Source organism: Dyadobacter sp. SG02 (assembly GCF_900109045.1).
In the GTDB taxonomy this organism is placed as follows: domain Bacteria; phylum Bacteroidota; class Bacteroidia; order Cytophagales; family Spirosomataceae; genus Dyadobacter.
In genome coordinates this window covers 218,071-234,445 of the sequence record NZ_FNYL01000003.1, presented here as the reverse complement: position 1 = coordinate 234,445, position 16,375 = coordinate 218,071, and the positions used below count along the sequence as shown (strand labels likewise).

The window sequence follows — 16,375 nt, the reverse complement described above, 5'->3', positions numbered from 1 at the left end:
TTAAAATAAAACCGGCCGCTTAATGCATCACGCCGGCATCCGCACCTTGCTGCACTTCCACTTTGGTAGTGATAAACCGCCTGCCCACCACCAGCACAATCAGCGCCAGCGTGGCCGAACTGGCCATGGCCGCTACCATCGGTATGATCGACGGTTCTTCGAACAGGCTAATCGCAATGGAGATCAATGTGCCCGCACCCATTTGGAATGCGCCCATGAGCGCCGACGCGCTACCTGCGTTACGGGTGAACGGCGCGAGCGAGAGCGCAGCCGCGTTCGGGTACGTGTAACCTACGCAACAGAGGAAAAGGAACAGGAATACGAGGGTGGAAGTCAGCGTCAATGCGTCATTCAGCGCCGCGGCCAGGAAGGTAAGCCCGATAACCGCCTGGCAAATCAGCGCCACATTCACAATTTGTTCGCTGGTAAATCTCCTCAGCATTAAAGTATTCACTTGCCCGGAGCCGATAAAGCCGACGGACAGGAATGCAAAAATCCAGCCATACACTTTGCCATCAATTTTAAATACTTCCATAAAAACAATGGGAGAACCTGAAACATAGGCAAATAACCCGGCGAATGCGACGGCCCCGGTAATGGAATAGGTGTAAAACTGAGGTTCGCGAAGCACTTCCAGGAAGTTCATAATAATCGGCCTCGGTTTCAGCGAAAGCGTTTTATCAGGCTTGTAGCTATCGGGCAGCCACAATGCCGTTGCCGCGAAAATGGCTACGCCCATCACGGTCAGTATCATAAACACGGCGTGCCAGCCGAATGCGTCGGTAACATAACCGCCGACGGTCGGCGCGATCATTGGCGAGAAACCTACGACCAGCAGTAACAGCGAAAACACTTTGGCATTCTCACTCACGGGGAAAAGATCACGTACCATCGCGACGGAAGCCACCGTAGCCGCACAGCTGCCGACAGCCTGAATAATGCGCAAAACGATCAGTTGCTCTACGCTCACAGCCATGGCGCATCCCGCGGATGCCAGAATGTAAACTGCCAGACCGATAAATAATGGCTTTTTCCGCCCGAACCGGTCGAGCAACGGCCCATAAAGCAACTGTCCCAGCGATATTCCGACGAAGTATCCGGACAATGTTTGCGAAACTTTGGCGGCGGTGGTATTCAAATCACGCGCAATGGCCGGAAACCCCGGCAGGTACATATCGATCGAAAAAGGGCCAAGCGCAGTCAGGCTCCCCAGAATGAGGATCAGGAAAAAGTAAGTCTTTTTGGACATGGATTTTTGTGGTGTGGAGCTTTCAGAGCATTGGTAACACCATTCCCGGCGGCCGGGTTCACAAAAAAGGCCCCGGTTACGCACCGGAGCCCTACTTTTATTTTCATGGCAACAGACCGAAGATCATGCTGCAACCCAGTTGAGTTTCTTTTGTACCTCCCTTTCGCTTTCACTAACGGCGTAAGGAACCTTGTTTTTGAGATAAATAATGCAACCCCTTCCTCTTTTTATCGGGGTGATTTTAAGAACGTCTTCTCTATGGATGATAATGTTAATGAGCTTTTGCCCAAGCAATTTAAATGTACCCTTCTGTACCATGTCTTTCTTAAATGAAAAGTTGATGCTTTATGCAATTCCACTGATCGAATTCCCCGATTTCAGGTAGAGCAGGAAGTAATCCTTTGAAATAAGGAAATAACCAAGGTCGGTCCGGTTACTCAATTGTAGAAAATCAGCCACTTCTCTCTGCGCTTCCGTTTCAGATCCTGCACCTGTAACGGTAAGCACTGCGCCGGGTTTCAAGCTTTTCGCGGGGTTGTTACCTAATGTCGCTACCATAGTTATATCCGATTTAAGAGTTAGTCTCGTTGTGAAATTGTTTTCGGGAAGCATATTAAAGAAACATGCCAGATTCCCGGGCACAACTAACGTATAAGGATATTTCAGGGAGGCTTACGTGGTAACTTTTAAGGAATATATAAATACAAACAATTGATTACAAGCATTTTGTAAAATTATTCAAAAAATTTATACGTACTATTGAAATAGTCCCATCCAAAGCGCCCGCACTGTCCGTTTTTGAGGAAGAATTATCAGTTTGATCGTGCCTGCCATCGACATTTGTCGGCATTTCGTGTCGAATTTCGGAGCTCCGTGTTTATAGATATTATACTATTGAAAGTATCCGGCTTCGGAGAAACTCCCCGTACGCCGCAAGGCACGGATTTTGCTCTTACCTGATTTTCAACTGATAAGAATATGAGAGCAATATGGACCGGGGCGATAGGATTCGGCCTTGTGAATATCCCCGTCAAACTTTTCAGCGCCGTCCAGGCGAGCGAGCTCGACCTGGATATGCTGGATAAAAAAGACCACGCGAACATCCATTTCCAACGCGTCAACGCCAATACAGGCCGCGAGGTGAAGTGGGAGAACATCGTTCGTGGTTACAAGGTAGAAGACAATTATGTAGTGCTCGATGAAACCGATTTTGAAAAGGCCAGTCCCGAAAAATCGAAAATCATCGAAATAGCGGAGTTTGTGGACGAAAAGGAGATCGACAGTATTTACTACGAAACACCTTATTATCTCCAACCCGAAAAATCGGGCGCGAAACCTTACGCATTGCTCCGGGATGCATTGAAGAAAACCGGTAAATGCGGTCTGGGTACCTATGTATTGCGCAACCGCGAGAGCCTGGTACTCATCAAACCGCAAAATGAGCTTCTGATCCTCAACAAGATCCGGTTTGCCGAAGAAATCCGCGACACCGACGAGTTGAATATCCCCGATGTGAAGATCAAACCCGCCGAAATCAATATGGCCGTGCAGCTCATCGAGCAGCTTACCACCGATTTCGACATTTCGAATTACAAGGATACCTATAATGAAAAGTTGCTGAAACTGATCATGGCCAAAGCCAAAGGCAAGAAACCGGCCGCTACTAAAATGAAGGTCGTGCATTCGAAAAGCCGCGATCTGATGGCTCAATTGAAGGAAAGTCTGAGCGCGCCTAAAAGAAAAGCATCATGAAAAAGAAAGCAGAGATCACCCATCCGGAGAAAATTTACTGGCCGGACGAACATATTACCAAAGGCGAGCTGATCGAATATTACCGCAACATCGCGGCCTATATTTTGCCTTACATGAAAAACAGGCCGCTTTCCCTGCGGCGACAACCTAACGGCATTCAAGACGAGGGATTTTTCCAAAAGGATGCCGGTGATTCGGTGCCCGAATGGGTCAAAACTTTTGAAATACTGGCTGAATCGACGGGCAAGATGGTAAATTACCACGTGGTGAACGACGTCGAAAGCTTGCTTTACATCGCCAATCTGGGATGTATTGAAATGAACCCGTGGAATTCGACCATCAATAAGCTCGATCATCCCGATTGGGTGGTGATGGACATCGACCCTTCGGACAAGAATACGTTCGACGACGTCATCGATGTGGCGTTGACCATCAAACAAATCCTCGACGAAATGGCTATCGAAGGCTTCTGCAAAACCTCCGGAGCGAGCGGGATGCACGTTTACATTCCATTCGGCAAAAAATACGATTACGATCAGGCCCGCGACTTCGCCGAAATGCTCGCGCACATGGTTACCGAGCGGCTCCCCAAAATCACCACGCTCGAACGCTCGCTATCGAAGCGCAAAAAGAACCAGATTTACGTCGATTACCTCCAAAATCGCATCGGGCAAACCCTCGCATGTGCGTACAGCGCCCGCCCGAAGCCCGGCGCGACGGTTTCGGCACCGCTCGAATGGAGCGAAGTGCAGCACGGCCTGAGCCCAAAGGACTTTACGATCAAAAACATATTCGACAGGCTTGAAAAGAAGGGCGACCTGTTCAAAGGCGTGTTGGGCAAGGGTATTAATCTCCACAAAGCCTTGCAAAAGCTCGCGATACCCGTGCAGGATTAGGAGATGATTTGAAGGTGTATTTATTTTAACCCTTCAAACCAAAACCAATACCATGCGCCTAATCCCTACTCAAAAAAACATCGGCACGGCATTGTTGCTCGTGCTAATCATCGCGCCTTTTCTGTTGCTGAACGGCTGCTCTTCCGAGAAGAAAGATGGAGAAAGCACCGACACCACAAAACGGCCCGTCGTGATCGGTTACGTGGGCGGCTTCCACGGTTTGCTGAATACCGGTAATATCGAAGCTAAAATGCTGACGCATATCAATTATGCATTCATCGACATTAAGGACGGCAAAGCTTTCCTGAGCAACGAAAAAACCGACACGACCAATTTTCGTCAGCTTAACCTCCTCAAAGTCGACAATCCGGAACTGAAAATCCTGATCTCGATTGGCGGCTGGGCATGGAGCGAGCATTTCTCCGACGCGGTTTTGACCGACTCATCGCGTAAGACATTTGCCAAAAGCAGCGTGGAGATCATCAAAAAATACAATCTCGACGGCGTGGATATCGATTGGGAATACCCTGGCCTCCCCGGCGAAGAAGGCAATGTTTTTCGTCCCGAAGACAAGCAGAACTACACTGAAATGTTCCACGCGATCCGCAACGAGCTGGACGTTTTGGAAAAAGAAACAGGCAAGAAAAAGCTGTTGACCACCGCTGTCGCCGGGTGGGTCGAATTCCTCAAAGCGACTGAAATGGACAAAGCGCAGCGCTACCTGGATTACGTAAACCTGATGACCTACGACCTCTTCCAGGGCGACACGGCTGTTCACCACGCGAGCTTATACCCTTCCAAAACTTACAAAACGGCCAAATCGGTGGATAATGCAGTAAAAGGCTTCCATGCGGCAGGCGTTCCGATGGAGAAACTGGTGGTAGGTATTCCGTTCTACGGCCGGATGTTCACAGTGGCCAAGCTTGAAAAAGGATTGGGACAGAAGCAAATCAAGCAGCAATATATCGACGGCTACTCCTACATCAAGGATAGCCTGATAAACAAAAAAGGCTACAAAGAATACCGCGATACAGTGGCAAAAGCTCCCTATCTGCTCAATGCAGAAACCGGCGACGTCCTGAGCTATGACGATGAAGAGTCGGTACGGGAAAAATGCAAATACGTACTAGCCAACAAACTAGGCGGTGTCATGTTCTGGGAATACGATTCCGACCCCAAAAAGTACCTCCTAAACGAAATCGACAAGTCCCTCAAGTGATCACTAACCCACAACCCATAACCCAAGGTTTCAACCTTGGGAGCGCCAAGGGCGGTACCGGCACGCAACAACGGCAGGTACCGCCCGTATCCTCACTGGTAACGGCCGCCAAGCCTCCGCCCTGGATCAAAACAACCTCCAACTATCCACCTCATAATACCCTTCGGCAAGCGCCCCGATCCGAAACCGGTTCACGTACTCGTGTGCGTGACGTGTAGGCTCGGGCAGGCGGTGCTTGCCGGTGCATTTGAGCGCGAACGTCAGGCTATCTTGCAGGCTCATCTGATGCCCGGGTGAAATAAACACGGGTTTAACATTATCCTTGGTCCTCAACGCGTAACCGATCACCTCACCTTTATCGGTCACGTGGGCGTATTCCCCTTTTAAAGCACCGGGATCGTCATATTTCCCGGCCAGCTTTTTCTTGGCGCACCCCATCGTTACCGCGCCCGTAAGCACCCCGAAATGCGAAGCGATACCCATTCGGCGGGCGTGCAGGATGCCGTTACCGTCGAACATGATCACATCTGGCTTGACGGGAAGCTGTTCATATGCTTTCAGAATGGCCGGAATCTCGCGAAATGCGAGGTAGCCGGGCACGTAAGGAAATATCGTGCTGCTTTTCACCAGTGAATAGGCAATGGGTTGAAGTTCGGGATAGCTCAGTACCACCAGTCCGGCGTACACGGTCTCACTGTAAAGTTCGAGGGAAATATCAGCTCCGGCAATCGTATTGATGTCCTTTTGAAACGGTTCCAGATTCAAGTGCCCGCGCAACTGCTGCTGGATGAGCGTCGCTTCCGGGATCGTCAGTTGATCATAATTCAGCTCGGGGGTGATAACCATCCGGTTTAAAGAGTCTGGCATGATATTTCATGGTTGTATACCAAATTATTAACCCTGATACTCAAAAACCAAGCCACCTTCATGGAACAAACCTCCGTCAGACGCAAATGGGCAAATTGGAAATTCATTTCATTCATCGTAATACTCATCGCGATTTTTGTCAAATTCTACGTCCTCGACGAACACGACGAGAACGCGACCGTGGTTGTCGAACTGGATCTCCCGCAGGTGGCCCTGCGAAGCCAGCAGGAAGTGGCCGCTGTTTTGGGCAAAGGACAGCTTTTGAATTACTACAAAGATGAGAAGGCAGGCTGCGAACATTGTCCGAGAGCAAGCTTTCGCGACGGAAAGGTCGAAATTATCTTTATCAACGAAATCGCCGATCAGATCCGGCTCAACAACTTATCGGAACATGCGTTCGAGGATCGCACTATCCTCGGCCTGCTTAACCTAACCGAAAACATCCCCCCGAACATCGACAAAGATGGTGTGAAGACCTGGGATAACTACCAGAAATATTCCCAGATCACGGCATTCTCCAAAGGCGACCACCTGGATTACATTCTGGTCAAAAGCAAGACAGAATAGCCTTACCGTGCCGACCGCTTGCTCACGCTGCTGAGCATGATGTAGCCCAGAATCCCCGAAAGGATCGACCCGGTAAGGATCGAAAATTTCGCCTCGGACAAAATCAGGTGCTCGCCCGGAAACGATAGCAATGCAATAAAGACCGACATCGTAAACCCGATCCCTCCGAGCATTCCTACGCCAACGATATGCGCCCAGCCCGCCCGGCTGGGCATACTGCTGATACCCAGCTTCACCGTCAGCCACGAGAGCAAACTGATCCCGAGTGGCTTGCCCACAACCAGGCCGAGAATAATACCCATTCCAAGTGTAGTCGTAAGTCCGTCGAACATGCCCGCTTCGAAGGTAATGTTGGTATTGGCCAATGCGAAAACCGGCATGACGAGATAATTCACCGGCTTCACCAGGATATGTTCCAGCTTTTCGAGCGGCGATTCCTCCGCTCCGGGCGTCGTCGGGATCGCGAATGCGGTAAGCACGCCCGCGATCGTGGCGTGGACGCCCGAGTGGTGCACGAAATACCAGATAAACAGCCCCGGAATGAGGTAAACCGCCAGGTTTTTCACACCTGCACGGTTCAGTACCAGTAACAGGGCGAATATCCCTCCGGCGTAGAGCAGGTAATTGTAATGCAAATCCGAGGAATAGAAAATGGCGATCACGAGAATGGCCATCAGGTCGTCGACAATGGCGAGCGCTGCGAGGAAGATTTTGAGGGATGGCGGTGCTTTGCTGCCAAGCATCGTAATGATGGCGATAGCGAAGGCAATGTCGGTGGCCATGGGAATTCCCCAGCCTGCGGCGGTGTGTGTTCCTTTGTTGAGCAAAAAATAGATCATCGCGGGTACGAGCACCCCGCCTACCGCCGCGAAAATGGGTAATGCGGCTTTCTTGAACGACGACAGCTCCCCTTCCACCAGTTCCCGTTTGATTTCCAAACCTACCAGCAGGAAAAAAACGGCCATCAGCCCGTCGTTGATCCACAACAGCGCCGGATAGCGTAAATGGATACTTTCGGTATGGAAACCCAGTTGGGTATTCAGCAGGTTTTCGAGCGCATCGGCGAGCGGCGAGTTCGCGATCGTGAGCGAGATAATCACGCATACGATCAGTATCACGCCGCCCAGCGACTCGGATTGTACAAATTCTTTGAAAGGTTTGAGGTTGATCAGTTTAGCCATGCCGACAATATAGTAAATCGTATGGAAACGCAACGTGGAAATATATTGTACTTTTCAAATAAAAACCATCTCATAAACAGGCCAGAGTATATTTGAATATTTCAAAAGCAGAAACTACACCAAAAGCCATTAAATCACTCATCACCAATAAAAACCATTCAAATAACCGTTTGATCACTCATTGAATAAATATATAACCATTCATAAAATCCCATTTATATTTGCATCATCAAATAAGACAAAGACAAGAAACAAAAATAAATAGAGCTATGAAAACTTTGATCACAACCCTCGTTAGCGTTATCGCATTGACCAGTTCCGTTGCATTTGCAGACGACAACAAATCAGCTAACACCATCAAAAACACGTTGCCAGTATCGACCCCAGCGGTAGAGACGCCGGCACCACCGAAAGCGACAAAAGTGAACCCATATAATACACAGACGCCGGCTCAGAAAGCGGCCATCGTGGAGCTTAAAACGACAAAATAGGTTTTAGTAAAAATTGAAAGGTGAAATTAAGATGTTAAAAAGGAGGGCATTTGCACCTCCTTTTTTTATGCCCTTCCGAGAAGAATCAAGCCGCGGCAAGCGGAGTGCCCACTTTGGAAGCGGAACGGCCCGACCGGTATTTATCGAAGAAAATGTTACTCGCCGCGAGCAGCAGCAGTCCGAGACAGAATTGCAGGTAAGAAAATTGCATCAGCACCCTCGACCAACTCAGGTCTTTCATAAAAAACTCCTTGTAAAGCAGCAGCCCCACGCTGCCCATATAGCCGATACTCTCGCAGATGTATACGAAATACCCCGCATTGGCCTTAATGCGGTATAACGCGATCATCCGCTCAAAAACAACTGTTTGCAGCACCGTGTAGGCCAGGAAGAGTCCAAGCCCTACCAGCAGCATCCAGTAAAAGCCGCTGATCACCGATTTTTCAAACAGCAGCGTCCCCACCCCGATCAGGATGATGCCTCCGAAAAGAATCAGGTAGGTAAGTTTGAAACCGGTAAGGTTATCGCGCACAAATGCCAGCCCGCCGATGATTACCAGCACCACAATGCCCGTGATCATCTCGGTGGTCGTAAGCACGCTGCTACCCCAATGCGTGTCGATTTCGTTCCAGATTTCAATCGTGAAATTGTCGCGAAAATCGCGCACAACCACGAGCGTGGCATAGAAAATCACCAGGCAGACGATCGGGAAGCCAAACTGACGCATCACCAGTCGCTTGTCCTCGCTCGTCATAGGCACGCGTTCCGTACGCAAGGCAATGTCCTCGGCCGTCGGCTTCGGGATCACCGAAAGCATCCACACGAACATTATGAACAGCGGCAGGAAAAGCAAACCCATAAAAAACGGCATCCAGAATTCCGGGATGCCGGGCAAAATACCGTGAATTTCAATGTATGTCGTTTTGAGAATACCCGAGGCTACCACCACGCTGATATTCAACCCCATGGCAAGCATTTCCGTAAACCGGCGCCCTTCCAGGAAACTGAATACCACGCCATACACCATCCCGAGGGGCAGGCCGTTCATAAACATAAACACGAAGTTGTAGGGATAAGGCACCAGCCCGAAACACAGCAGCGCCAACTCCGACACCAGGATCAGCCCTATTACGAGTTTCACCCGTGCATTGTGTTTCAGTTCCGAAATCACTTTGATACCCGCAAATTTCGAAAGCGTGTAACCCGCTACCTGCGAAATGATCAGGATCGCCTTGTAGCTCACCTCGCCGAGTTCGAGCCCCTGGTAAAGCCCTGCATTGAACGGCTTGCGAAAAGCGTACATGCAGAAATAAGCTCCGAATGAAGCAATGACAGCCCAGCTGATAAAAAACGTATTCGATCGCGTAAGTGCTTCTTTCAGGCGCATATGGTCAAATTGTTGAGTTTTTTATACCAAAACCGAAGCCGTTTCAATGGCTTTTTCCAAAATCTGCAATGCTTCTGTCAGTTGCTCGCGGGTGATGATGAGCGGCGGCGAAAGCTGCACCACATTCCCTTGCGACACTTTGAAGCTCAAACCGTTTTTAAGGCATTCATACATTACTAACTCCGCCTCTTGCACCGCCTTTTCCTTCGTTTCACGGTCTTTCACCAGCTCCACACCCCACAAAAGCCCGATCCCGCGCACCTCGCCGATGAGCGGATATTTTTCTTTCAGTTTTTCCAGTTCTTCCCGCATGAACGCCGCATCGGCATTCACTTTGGCGAGCAGGTCGTTTTGCTCTATAAAATCCAGCATGGCCAATGCAGCCACACTTCCCAGCGGGCTTTTTTCATGCGTAAAATGACCCAGCGATACATTCTGAGCCACATTATAGCTATCCCGCACCACGATGGCGGCCATCGGCATAACACCGCCGCCGAGCCCTTTGCCCAGGCAAACGATGTCCGGCTCGAAGCCATAATGCTCGAATGCGAACATCCTGCCCGTACGCCCGAATGCGATGGGAATTTCGTCGAGAATGAGAAGGACTTTATGTTTGGTACAAATCTCCCGCACGCGCTTCCAGTAGGCCTGCGAGGGAATCTGCACATCGGTATTGCGGATCGTTTCGATCACAAATGCTCCGATATCTCCTTCTTTTTCAATGACATATTCCAGATAATCTGCATAAGGGACATCTCCATTACCGGCTGCGGCAAAAGGTCCGCGATAGGTCATCGGCGGCGGAATACGCTCCACACCGGGCATCAGCGGCCCCATATCTTTCCGGAAATCGAGCTCGCCGCCCGCAGAAATGGCATCCAGCGACGCCCCGTGGAACGAATCCCAGAGCGATACCACTTTATGCCTGCCCGTCACAATGCGGGCGAGTTTCAATGCCATGCTGATCGCCGACGTACCTCCGGGCGCGAAAAGCACGCGGTTGAGGTCGCCCGGCATGAGATTACCGAGCTTTTTAGCCAATTCAATGGCCGGCATATTGGTATACCTCCGTGGCGAAAACGGCAGGATATCCATCTGCTCTTTCAGCTTTTCGATCACGTAAGGATGCCGGTAGCCGAGCTGATGCACGTTGTTGCCGTGAAAATCCATGTAGCGCTTGCCCTGCACGTCGGTCAGGTAAATGCCCTCGCACGAAGCGAGCACGTCCAGGCAAGGCGTGGAAAGCGACTGATGCAGAAAGTATTCCGAATCCTCATGCAGGTAACCGGATGTCTCCGGGTCGCTGATGACCGCATACCAGTCCTGTCGCGCGGATGATAAGTTAATGTCGCCTTCCGTTCGGTTGTGTACAGCTGCCATGCGCGGGGTTCAGGGTTAAATGCTTCGGACTAATCTACTGTTTTTCACCAAGCCAAAGGTTTTCAGGCTCATTCAGTCCATTGAAAACCGGCCTCACCGGACGACCGATCCACGCATAGGGCTGTTTTAAGCCGAATGCAAATGCGATCGTCGACGCGAGATCGTAAGTATAAACCTGCTGTTTTACTAAATAACCCTTCTTCACACCCGCACCATAAAACACACCGGCTATCTCCGCTTCCTGCGGTGTGGCACCGCCGTGGCCTTTGCCGATTCCGCCGTGGTCGGCCCAGAGGATTACCAGCGTTTTTTCTGCGATACCGGCATCTTTTATGGCTGTCAGAATTTTACCAATCAACGAATCCGCCTTCGTAACAGAATCGTAATACGGCTTCGAGCCGTGCCCGTCGTGGTGGCCGGCGTGATCGACGTGATCGAAATGCACGAAGCCGAGTACCGGCTTTTTGTTCTTGATATATTGAATAAAATCAGTGGCGGTAGAATCTTCCGTGGAAAAATGCTTGTCGTAATTCACCGCATTCTTTTGGAATAACCGCCCGAAACCGCCCCAATGGTATACCGCACCGATTTCCGCACCGGGCTTCGCTTTGTGTAAAATACTAAAAATCGTCGGAAAACGACCGTCCGCCTCCTGCACGATCGGCGGGAGCGTGTGTTTGTCCATCTCCCAATCGTTATTGATGATGCCGTGCTGCTCCGGCCCCGCGCCCATGATCATCGACGCCCAGTTCTGGCTGCTTGCAGAAGTGAGTACCGTGCGCACGTTCCATTTTACGGCGCCACCCGCCACCATCCAGTCGATATTCGGCGTTTCGGCTTTTTTGATGCCGTCGGGGCTCAGCCCGTCGACGCCAATCACGATAACGTGTTCGATACCCACCGGCTTTTCGTCGGCATTGACTTGTCGCAGCGGGGAATGAAATGCGGCCAGCGTCAGCGAAAACGCCGCCAATGCGCAGGAAACTTTTGCAAACATATATCAGAATTTAGGATCAGTAAGTTCCGCCAACTACTTCATCGCAAAGCCCGAACGAAAGGGTCATGCCGTTTCCACCGAGACCATTGATGATCGTCACGCCACTTTCGGGCCTTAGCACGATCTCCGTGGCCCCATTGGTCATTTTAGGGTAGATCCCGTGCCAGCTCTGGAACACTTTCGGCGATTTGAACTGCGCGAATGTACCCAGGTAATCGAGGATCATGGTATTGATGAATTCCCGGTCGAACGGATCGAATGTAAGCGCATATTCATGCGAATCGCCCACTGTGATCTCGCCCAGGCCGTTTTGCGAGGCCATTACGTGGATGCCCCATTTGAGATGTTCGGCATATTCCCGTTCGTACCTGGCTTTCAGGCCGGGCAGCGACGCCGCCGCTTTGAACCCGTGGTAATGGATAAAAGACAGCCCGCCACACAATGCCGGACCGATCCGCCAATCGTCGGGCTGGGCTTCGAGGCGCATCATCTGCAACTTGCATTTGGTAAGTGGCGCCGCCGAAAATTGCTCCGGGTAAAGCGTTTCAAAATCCTGCCCGCTGCAAACGAAAATCTCGTCCGCCGACCAGCTTCTGGCACCCGAATACACGGCAGGATATTCCACTTTTGAAATAGCCGTATTCCAGATAAATGTGACGCCCAATGCCTCAGTAAGATAACCCGGAATGGCCGCAATGGCCTCACGCGGGTCAACGATCATTTCGTCCGCCGAATACAGCGAGCCCAGCAGGCCGTCTGGATTCACCGCCGGCGATTTTGCCCGCGTTTGTTCCGCATTCAGGAAACTGACCGGCCGGTACGGGCTTACTTCCACAAACTGCTGGATCACTTCCAGCTCGTCCTGGTGGTAGGCCATATGCAGGCTTCCCGCCTCCTGCGACCAGCATTTCGCACCCGCCAGCACCTCTTTCCAGATGCTTTTAGCATGCAACGCCCTTTCATATAATGTACCTTCCGGCTGACCGATCGGCCATACCATCCCGAAATTGCGGATGGACGCGCCCACGGCCTGCGAAGAACGTTCGATAACCGTTACCCGATAACCTCTTGTGGCCAAAGCCCTTGCCGTTGCCAGTCCTACAATCCCCGCGCCGATGACAATCGCAGATTTGCTCATGCTTTTCAATCCGATATGAATGTGAGTGAATTAACCTTTGACAGCCATTTCGTGGCTCGCCGAAATGATGCCCGGTACCTCCGCAATATCATCGATGATGTGCGTGGGCTTGTAAGGCAGCAACTCTTCGCGTGTGAACGAACCGGTAGTAATTCCGATCACGTACTTGCACCCGGCATTAATTCCCTCATTGATATCCACCTCGGTATCACCTACTTTGGCAATGTGCTCCGCAGATTCCACACCCAGTTCGGCCATGATTTTACGGATCATGTCGGGATACGGTCTGCCATAAGGCACCTCGTCGCTGGCCACGAGGTAATCGATTTTATCTTCCCAACCCAGCCTGCTGATAATGACATCGGCAATGTCGCGGGAGAAACCTGTGTTCAATGCAATTTTGATCCCTTCTTCGCGAAGCGCCGCGAAAGTTTCCTCCACATTCGGCAGCGGCGCGATTTCGGTGGTGGTCTTGTAGAATTCGATCATTCCGTTCACGAAATGCGTATGAATGGCATCCACGAGCGCTTCGGTGATCTTCGATTTGTCCGACTCGCGCACTTCGAGCATCATTTTAATAGCCAAAGGCTTCTCGTAACCCATGAGCGGGTTCACATTTTCGATCGCGATCTCATATCCCTGCGACGCCATCGCCTGCTGGAATGCGATCCCTACAAAATTTTTATCCTTGACAGTCGTACCTGCCATATCGAAAACTACCAGTTCTATCGACATCTCATTGGGTATAATTGGTGAACTAATACTGAACTTTTACGAAAACAATGTCCGCTTCGCAATCCGGGAGTTCTTAGCCTCAAAATGTTTAGTGAAATTCAACTTAAACATCTTCCACACTCGAAGTGCTCATTGATTTACAGCTGAAAAATATCTGAAAATCTCTTAAAACGCAAGAAAAAGTTAACTAATATTTAAAATCAAGCATGAAAAACCCCTGATCACCGCAAAACTAGTGAACCCGCCCCATTTAGAAGTTAAGTAAATGTTAATTAATATTTAACAAGAAAGATTTTCCGGATAGCCCTATTGAGCCTCGTTGAAGAAGTAAATAACCAGCAGCATCGCCTCGTCGCATTCGTTGCATTTGAGGTTGTGCAGCTCATTGGCATCGAAAAACATCGAGTCGCCCTGGTTCAGGATATATTTATTTTTTCCTACCGTATATTCAACCGCTCCCGAAAGGACGTATTTGAATTCAAATGCATTGGTGCGCACCATCGGCCGCTTCGCATCCTTTTCGAGCCGCAGCAGTACGACGTCGATATGGTTGTCCTTGAATTGCTTGCTGAATATCCGCTGATAGAAGTAACCCTTCGCGTTTTCCTTCGTAAAAGGCTGGTAGTCCTCTTTCCGCCGGACCAGCACGTTTTCGCCCGGCGCCGTTGAAATGATGTCCTTAAAAAACACGTTCAAGTCGATATCCAGCGCCTTGATCAGCCCCAGCATCACCGGCAACGAGGGGATCGTGCGGCTGTTTTCGATCTGGGACACAAGACTTTTCGTCACACCCGCCTCGTCGGCAATCTCCTGAAGGGTAACTCCCTTACTTTTTCTGACTTCTTTTAACTTATTGCTGATCTGAAAAAGAATGTCCTCCTGCATAATGCTGAGCGTGATTACGGGTTAAGTTCGCTGAATATAGTATAAAGTAAATCCTAATTTTGGTCTAAAAATAGAAAATCTCCCGGTTGCGGCCACCGGGAGATTTCAATACTATACGCAAAAAACGATCATTCGGTCACATGAGCAGGTCGGTAACCGGCCGATGACTCAGGCTTTCCTTCACATTTTTCAGCAACGCCTCCATCGACAGCAATGTCGCGCGGTGCAGGTTCGGCCCGAAGCTCACGCGTGCCACACCCAGCTTTTGCAGTACGTCGAAGTCGGGCGCACCGGTCTTGGCGATGGCATTTATGGGCACTTTCAATGCATTTACCAGTGTTTTGAGCGTTTCTTCCTCCGTGGCGAGGATCGGGTACACGCTACCCGCGCCCGCCTCCACGTATGCACGCCCGCGTTCGATCGCCTGCGCGAGCTTCTGATCTTCGGGCAAAGCAGCATTCAGGATAAAAACATCCGTGCGGGCATTGATGAACAGTCTGGTGTTTTCGCGCTCGGCGACGCGCATAATCAGTTTCAGCTTTTCCACCTGCTCACCGATCGGCAGCAATTCGCGCGTGCGCACATCGGAATCTTCAATATTGATGCCCGCCACACCCGCGGCGATGAGGCGACGGATATTCGATTTCAACGTCTCGTGATCGGCCGCATAACCGGCCTCCATATCCACCGTCACCGGCACACCAACCGATTTCACGATCTGCGCCACGATGGCCAGCAACAAGTCGAACGGAATCCGCTCGCCATCCTCGTACCCGTGCGCACGCGCAATGGCTGCACTGGCCGTCGCCACGGCCGGGTAACCCAGGTTTTCGAGCATTACCGCGCCGGCAGCGTCCCATATATTGGGTAACACGAGCATTTTGCCGCTATGGTGCAGCTTTTTGAGCAAATCAGCCTTCTCCGACTGACTGTTCATCTGGATAGGGCGACTGTTAAACATAGTTTTCTACCTCATTAACAGCCACCTGATCGGTGATCATGATCCGGTTCCACGCACTGATCGCCACTACGCCCATCACGACGGCCTTGGTATACTCCTCTCCCAGCAGTTCCACGGCCCGGCTGTACACCGCATCGCTTACACCACCCTGGCTGATGAGCGTCACCTGCTCGGTAAGCGCCAGGATCGCCTTTTCTTCTTCCGTATAAATGCTGGCCTCACGCCAGGCGCTCAACATATAAATACGCTGCTCGGTCACGCCTAACTCACGGGCCTGGCGCGCGTGCCTGTCCAGGCAATACCCGCACCCGTTGATCTGCGAGGCGCGGATTTTGATCAGCTTATAATGTACTGCGTCGAGGCCGGTCGAGGCCACATACTTTTCTAGCTCCCGCACAGCTGCGAATGCCTTGGGAGTAAGTTCACTGGTTGGTTTGCGGAACGACATTTTTAATGATTGAATGAGTAAGTGAATGGGTGAATGGGTGAATGGGTGAATGAGTGAATGAGTGAATGAGTGAATGAGTGAATGAGTGAATGAGTGAATGAGCCGCCGAGGAACGAAAGAATGATTGAAAAGGCAGTAAAATATTCACTCATTCACTCATTCACTCATTCAGTCATTCAGTCATTCAGTCATTCAGTCATTCAAAATTACCCCCCCCGCGGA

The 16,375-nt window shown here is 50.6% G+C and carries 17 protein-coding genes; 5 read left to right on the top strand and 12 right to left on the bottom strand.

Annotated elements, in window-relative coordinates; all coding sequences use genetic code 11:
- Nucleotides 1-19 precede the first annotated feature (19 nt).
- Both BMW93_RS08035 and BMW93_RS08025 read right to left on the bottom strand, forming a co-directional pair.
- Nucleotides 20-1,249 (bottom strand): multidrug effflux MFS transporter, encoded by a 1,230-nt coding sequence (locus BMW93_RS08035; protein WP_090374707.1) that lies wholly within the window; start codon nucleotides 1,247-1,249, stop codon nucleotides 20-22.
- A gap of 345 nt (nucleotides 1,250-1,594) precedes the next feature.
- Nucleotides 1,595-1,807: a hypothetical protein gene (locus BMW93_RS08025; protein WP_090374705.1), complete on the bottom strand. Its 213-nt coding sequence runs from the start codon at nucleotides 1,805-1,807 to the stop codon at nucleotides 1,595-1,597.
- Between the two features lie 420 nt (nucleotides 1,808-2,227).
- On the opposite strand from BMW93_RS08025, the gene BMW93_RS08020 reads away from it, so the two are divergent.
- The 3 genes from BMW93_RS08020 to BMW93_RS08010 are packed head-to-tail and all read left to right on the top strand — an operon-like array spanning nucleotide 2,228 to nucleotide 5,116.
- On the top strand, nucleotides 2,228-3,001 hold the full coding sequence (locus BMW93_RS08020) for a Ku protein (protein WP_090374704.1): 774 nt from the start codon (nucleotides 2,228-2,230) through the stop codon (nucleotides 2,999-3,001).
- Nucleotides 2,998-3,897, top strand: coding sequence for a non-homologous end-joining DNA ligase (ligD, locus tag BMW93_RS08015; protein WP_090374703.1), 900 nt, complete (start codon nucleotides 2,998-3,000; stop codon nucleotides 3,895-3,897). Before BMW93_RS08020 ends, ligD begins: the two co-directional genes overlap by 4 nt.
- Nucleotides 3,898-3,949: 52 nt before the next feature.
- A complete protein-coding gene (locus BMW93_RS08010) occupies nucleotides 3,950-5,116 on the top strand; it encodes a glycoside hydrolase family 18 protein (RefSeq protein ID WP_090374702.1) in 1,167 nt (388 codons plus the stop codon).
- A 126-nt stretch (nucleotides 5,117-5,242) separates the two neighbouring features.
- Here BMW93_RS08010 and nfi read toward each other — a convergent pair whose 3' ends face one another.
- Complete coding sequence (gene nfi, locus BMW93_RS08005; RefSeq protein ID WP_229240268.1) at nucleotides 5,243-5,983, bottom strand: deoxyribonuclease V; 741 nt, start codon at nucleotides 5,981-5,983, stop codon at nucleotides 5,243-5,245.
- Between the two features lie 60 nt (nucleotides 5,984-6,043).
- On the opposite strand from nfi, the gene BMW93_RS08000 reads away from it, so the two are divergent.
- On the top strand, nucleotides 6,044-6,550 hold the full coding sequence (locus tag BMW93_RS08000; protein ID WP_090374700.1) for a hypothetical protein: 507 nt from the start codon (nucleotides 6,044-6,046) through the stop codon (nucleotides 6,548-6,550).
- Nucleotides 6,551-6,552: 2 nt separating this feature from the next.
- On the opposite strand, the gene nhaA is transcribed toward BMW93_RS08000, so the two are convergent.
- A complete protein-coding gene (nhaA, locus tag BMW93_RS07995; protein ID WP_090375069.1) occupies nucleotides 6,553-7,731 on the bottom strand; it encodes a Na+/H+ antiporter NhaA in 1,179 nt (392 codons plus the stop codon).
- 269 nt (nucleotides 7,732-8,000) lie between these two features.
- Here nhaA and BMW93_RS07990 point away from each other — a divergent pair, with 269 nt between their 5' ends.
- On the top strand, nucleotides 8,001-8,222 hold the full coding sequence (locus BMW93_RS07990) for a hypothetical protein (protein WP_090374699.1): 222 nt from the start codon (nucleotides 8,001-8,003) through the stop codon (nucleotides 8,220-8,222).
- Nucleotides 8,223-8,307: 85 nt separating this feature from the next.
- Here the strand turns inward: BMW93_RS07990 and BMW93_RS07985 are convergent, their stop codons facing one another.
- The 8 genes from BMW93_RS07985 to BMW93_RS07950 all read right to left on the bottom strand — a co-directional run bounded on the left by BMW93_RS07985 (nucleotide 8,308) and on the right by BMW93_RS07950 (nucleotide 16,153).
- The gene (locus BMW93_RS07985) at nucleotides 8,308-9,609 is read right to left on the bottom strand and encodes a DUF5690 family protein (RefSeq protein WP_090374698.1); all 1,302 of its coding nucleotides are present in this window, start codon (nucleotides 9,607-9,609) and stop codon (nucleotides 8,308-8,310) included.
- 21 nt (nucleotides 9,610-9,630) lie between these two features.
- Nucleotides 9,631-10,989, bottom strand: a complete 1,359-nt coding sequence (locus BMW93_RS07980) for an aspartate aminotransferase family protein (protein WP_090374697.1) — start codon at nucleotides 10,987-10,989, stop codon at nucleotides 9,631-9,633.
- Between the two features lie 34 nt (nucleotides 10,990-11,023).
- Complete coding sequence (locus BMW93_RS07975) at nucleotides 11,024-11,986, bottom strand: alkaline phosphatase family protein (protein ID WP_229240267.1); 963 nt, start codon at nucleotides 11,984-11,986, stop codon at nucleotides 11,024-11,026.
- A gap of 16 nt (nucleotides 11,987-12,002) precedes the next feature.
- On the bottom strand, nucleotides 12,003-13,124 hold the full coding sequence (locus BMW93_RS07970; RefSeq protein ID WP_090374696.1) for a TIGR03364 family FAD-dependent oxidoreductase: 1,122 nt from the start codon (nucleotides 13,122-13,124) through the stop codon (nucleotides 12,003-12,005).
- 30 nt (nucleotides 13,125-13,154) lie between these two features.
- Nucleotides 13,155-13,859 carry an HAD-IA family hydrolase gene (locus tag BMW93_RS07965; protein ID WP_090374695.1) on the bottom strand — a complete coding sequence of 235 codons (705 nt, stop codon included), beginning with the start codon at nucleotides 13,857-13,859 and terminating at the stop codon, nucleotides 13,155-13,157.
- A gap of 306 nt (nucleotides 13,860-14,165) precedes the next feature.
- Nucleotides 14,166-14,744 (bottom strand): helix-turn-helix domain-containing protein, encoded by a 579-nt coding sequence (locus BMW93_RS07960; RefSeq protein WP_090374694.1) that lies wholly within the window; start codon nucleotides 14,742-14,744, stop codon nucleotides 14,166-14,168.
- Nucleotides 14,745-14,880: 136 nt separating this feature from the next.
- Entirely contained in the window at nucleotides 14,881-15,705 is an 825-nt protein-coding gene (locus tag BMW93_RS07955; RefSeq protein ID WP_229240266.1) for an isocitrate lyase/phosphoenolpyruvate mutase family protein, read from the bottom strand.
- A complete protein-coding gene (locus BMW93_RS07950) occupies nucleotides 15,698-16,153 on the bottom strand; it encodes a carboxymuconolactone decarboxylase family protein (RefSeq protein ID WP_090374692.1) in 456 nt (151 codons plus the stop codon). Before BMW93_RS07950 ends, BMW93_RS07955 begins: the two co-directional genes overlap by 8 nt.
- Nucleotides 16,154-16,375: the final 222 nt, after the last annotated feature.

Coding starts and splice junctions, on each gene's coding strand:
- BMW93_RS07955 (WP_229240266.1), bottom strand. CDS start 15,705: ATGTTTAACAGTCGCCCTATCCAGATGAACAGTCAGTCGGAGAAGGCT.
- BMW93_RS07980 (WP_090374697.1), bottom strand. CDS start 10,989: ATGGCAGCTGTACACAACCGAACGGAAGGCGACATTAACTTATCATCC.
- BMW93_RS08035 (WP_090374707.1), bottom strand. CDS start 1,249: ATGTCCAAAAAGACTTACTTTTTCCTGATCCTCATTCTGGGGAGCCTG.
- BMW93_RS08020 (WP_090374704.1), top strand. CDS start 2,228: ATGAGAGCAATATGGACCGGGGCGATAGGATTCGGCCTTGTGAATATC.
- BMW93_RS07985 (WP_090374698.1), bottom strand. CDS start 9,609: ATGCGCCTGAAAGAAGCACTTACGCGATCGAATACGTTTTTTATCAGC.
- nfi (WP_229240268.1), bottom strand. CDS start 5,983: ATGCCAGACTCTTTAAACCGGATGGTTATCACCCCCGAGCTGAATTAT.
- BMW93_RS07975 (WP_229240267.1), bottom strand. CDS start 11,986: ATGTTTGCAAAAGTTTCCTGCGCATTGGCGGCGTTTTCGCTGACGCTG.
- BMW93_RS08000 (WP_090374700.1), top strand. CDS start 6,044: ATGGAACAAACCTCCGTCAGACGCAAATGGGCAAATTGGAAATTCATT.
- BMW93_RS07965 (WP_090374695.1), bottom strand. CDS start 13,859: ATGTCGATAGAACTGGTAGTTTTCGATATGGCAGGTACGACTGTCAAG.
- BMW93_RS08025 (WP_090374705.1), bottom strand. CDS start 1,807: ATGGTAGCGACATTAGGTAACAACCCCGCGAAAAGCTTGAAACCCGGC.
- BMW93_RS07970 (WP_090374696.1), bottom strand. CDS start 13,124: ATGAGCAAATCTGCGATTGTCATCGGCGCGGGGATTGTAGGACTGGCA.
- BMW93_RS08010 (WP_090374702.1), top strand. CDS start 3,950: ATGCGCCTAATCCCTACTCAAAAAAACATCGGCACGGCATTGTTGCTC.
- nhaA (WP_090375069.1), bottom strand. CDS start 7,731: ATGGCTAAACTGATCAACCTCAAACCTTTCAAAGAATTTGTACAATCC.
- BMW93_RS07990 (WP_090374699.1), top strand. CDS start 8,001: ATGAAAACTTTGATCACAACCCTCGTTAGCGTTATCGCATTGACCAGT.
- ligD (WP_090374703.1), top strand. CDS start 2,998: ATGAAAAAGAAAGCAGAGATCACCCATCCGGAGAAAATTTACTGGCCG.
- BMW93_RS07960 (WP_090374694.1), bottom strand. CDS start 14,744: ATGCAGGAGGACATTCTTTTTCAGATCAGCAATAAGTTAAAAGAAGTC.
- BMW93_RS07950 (WP_090374692.1), bottom strand. CDS start 16,153: ATGTCGTTCCGCAAACCAACCAGTGAACTTACTCCCAAGGCATTCGCA.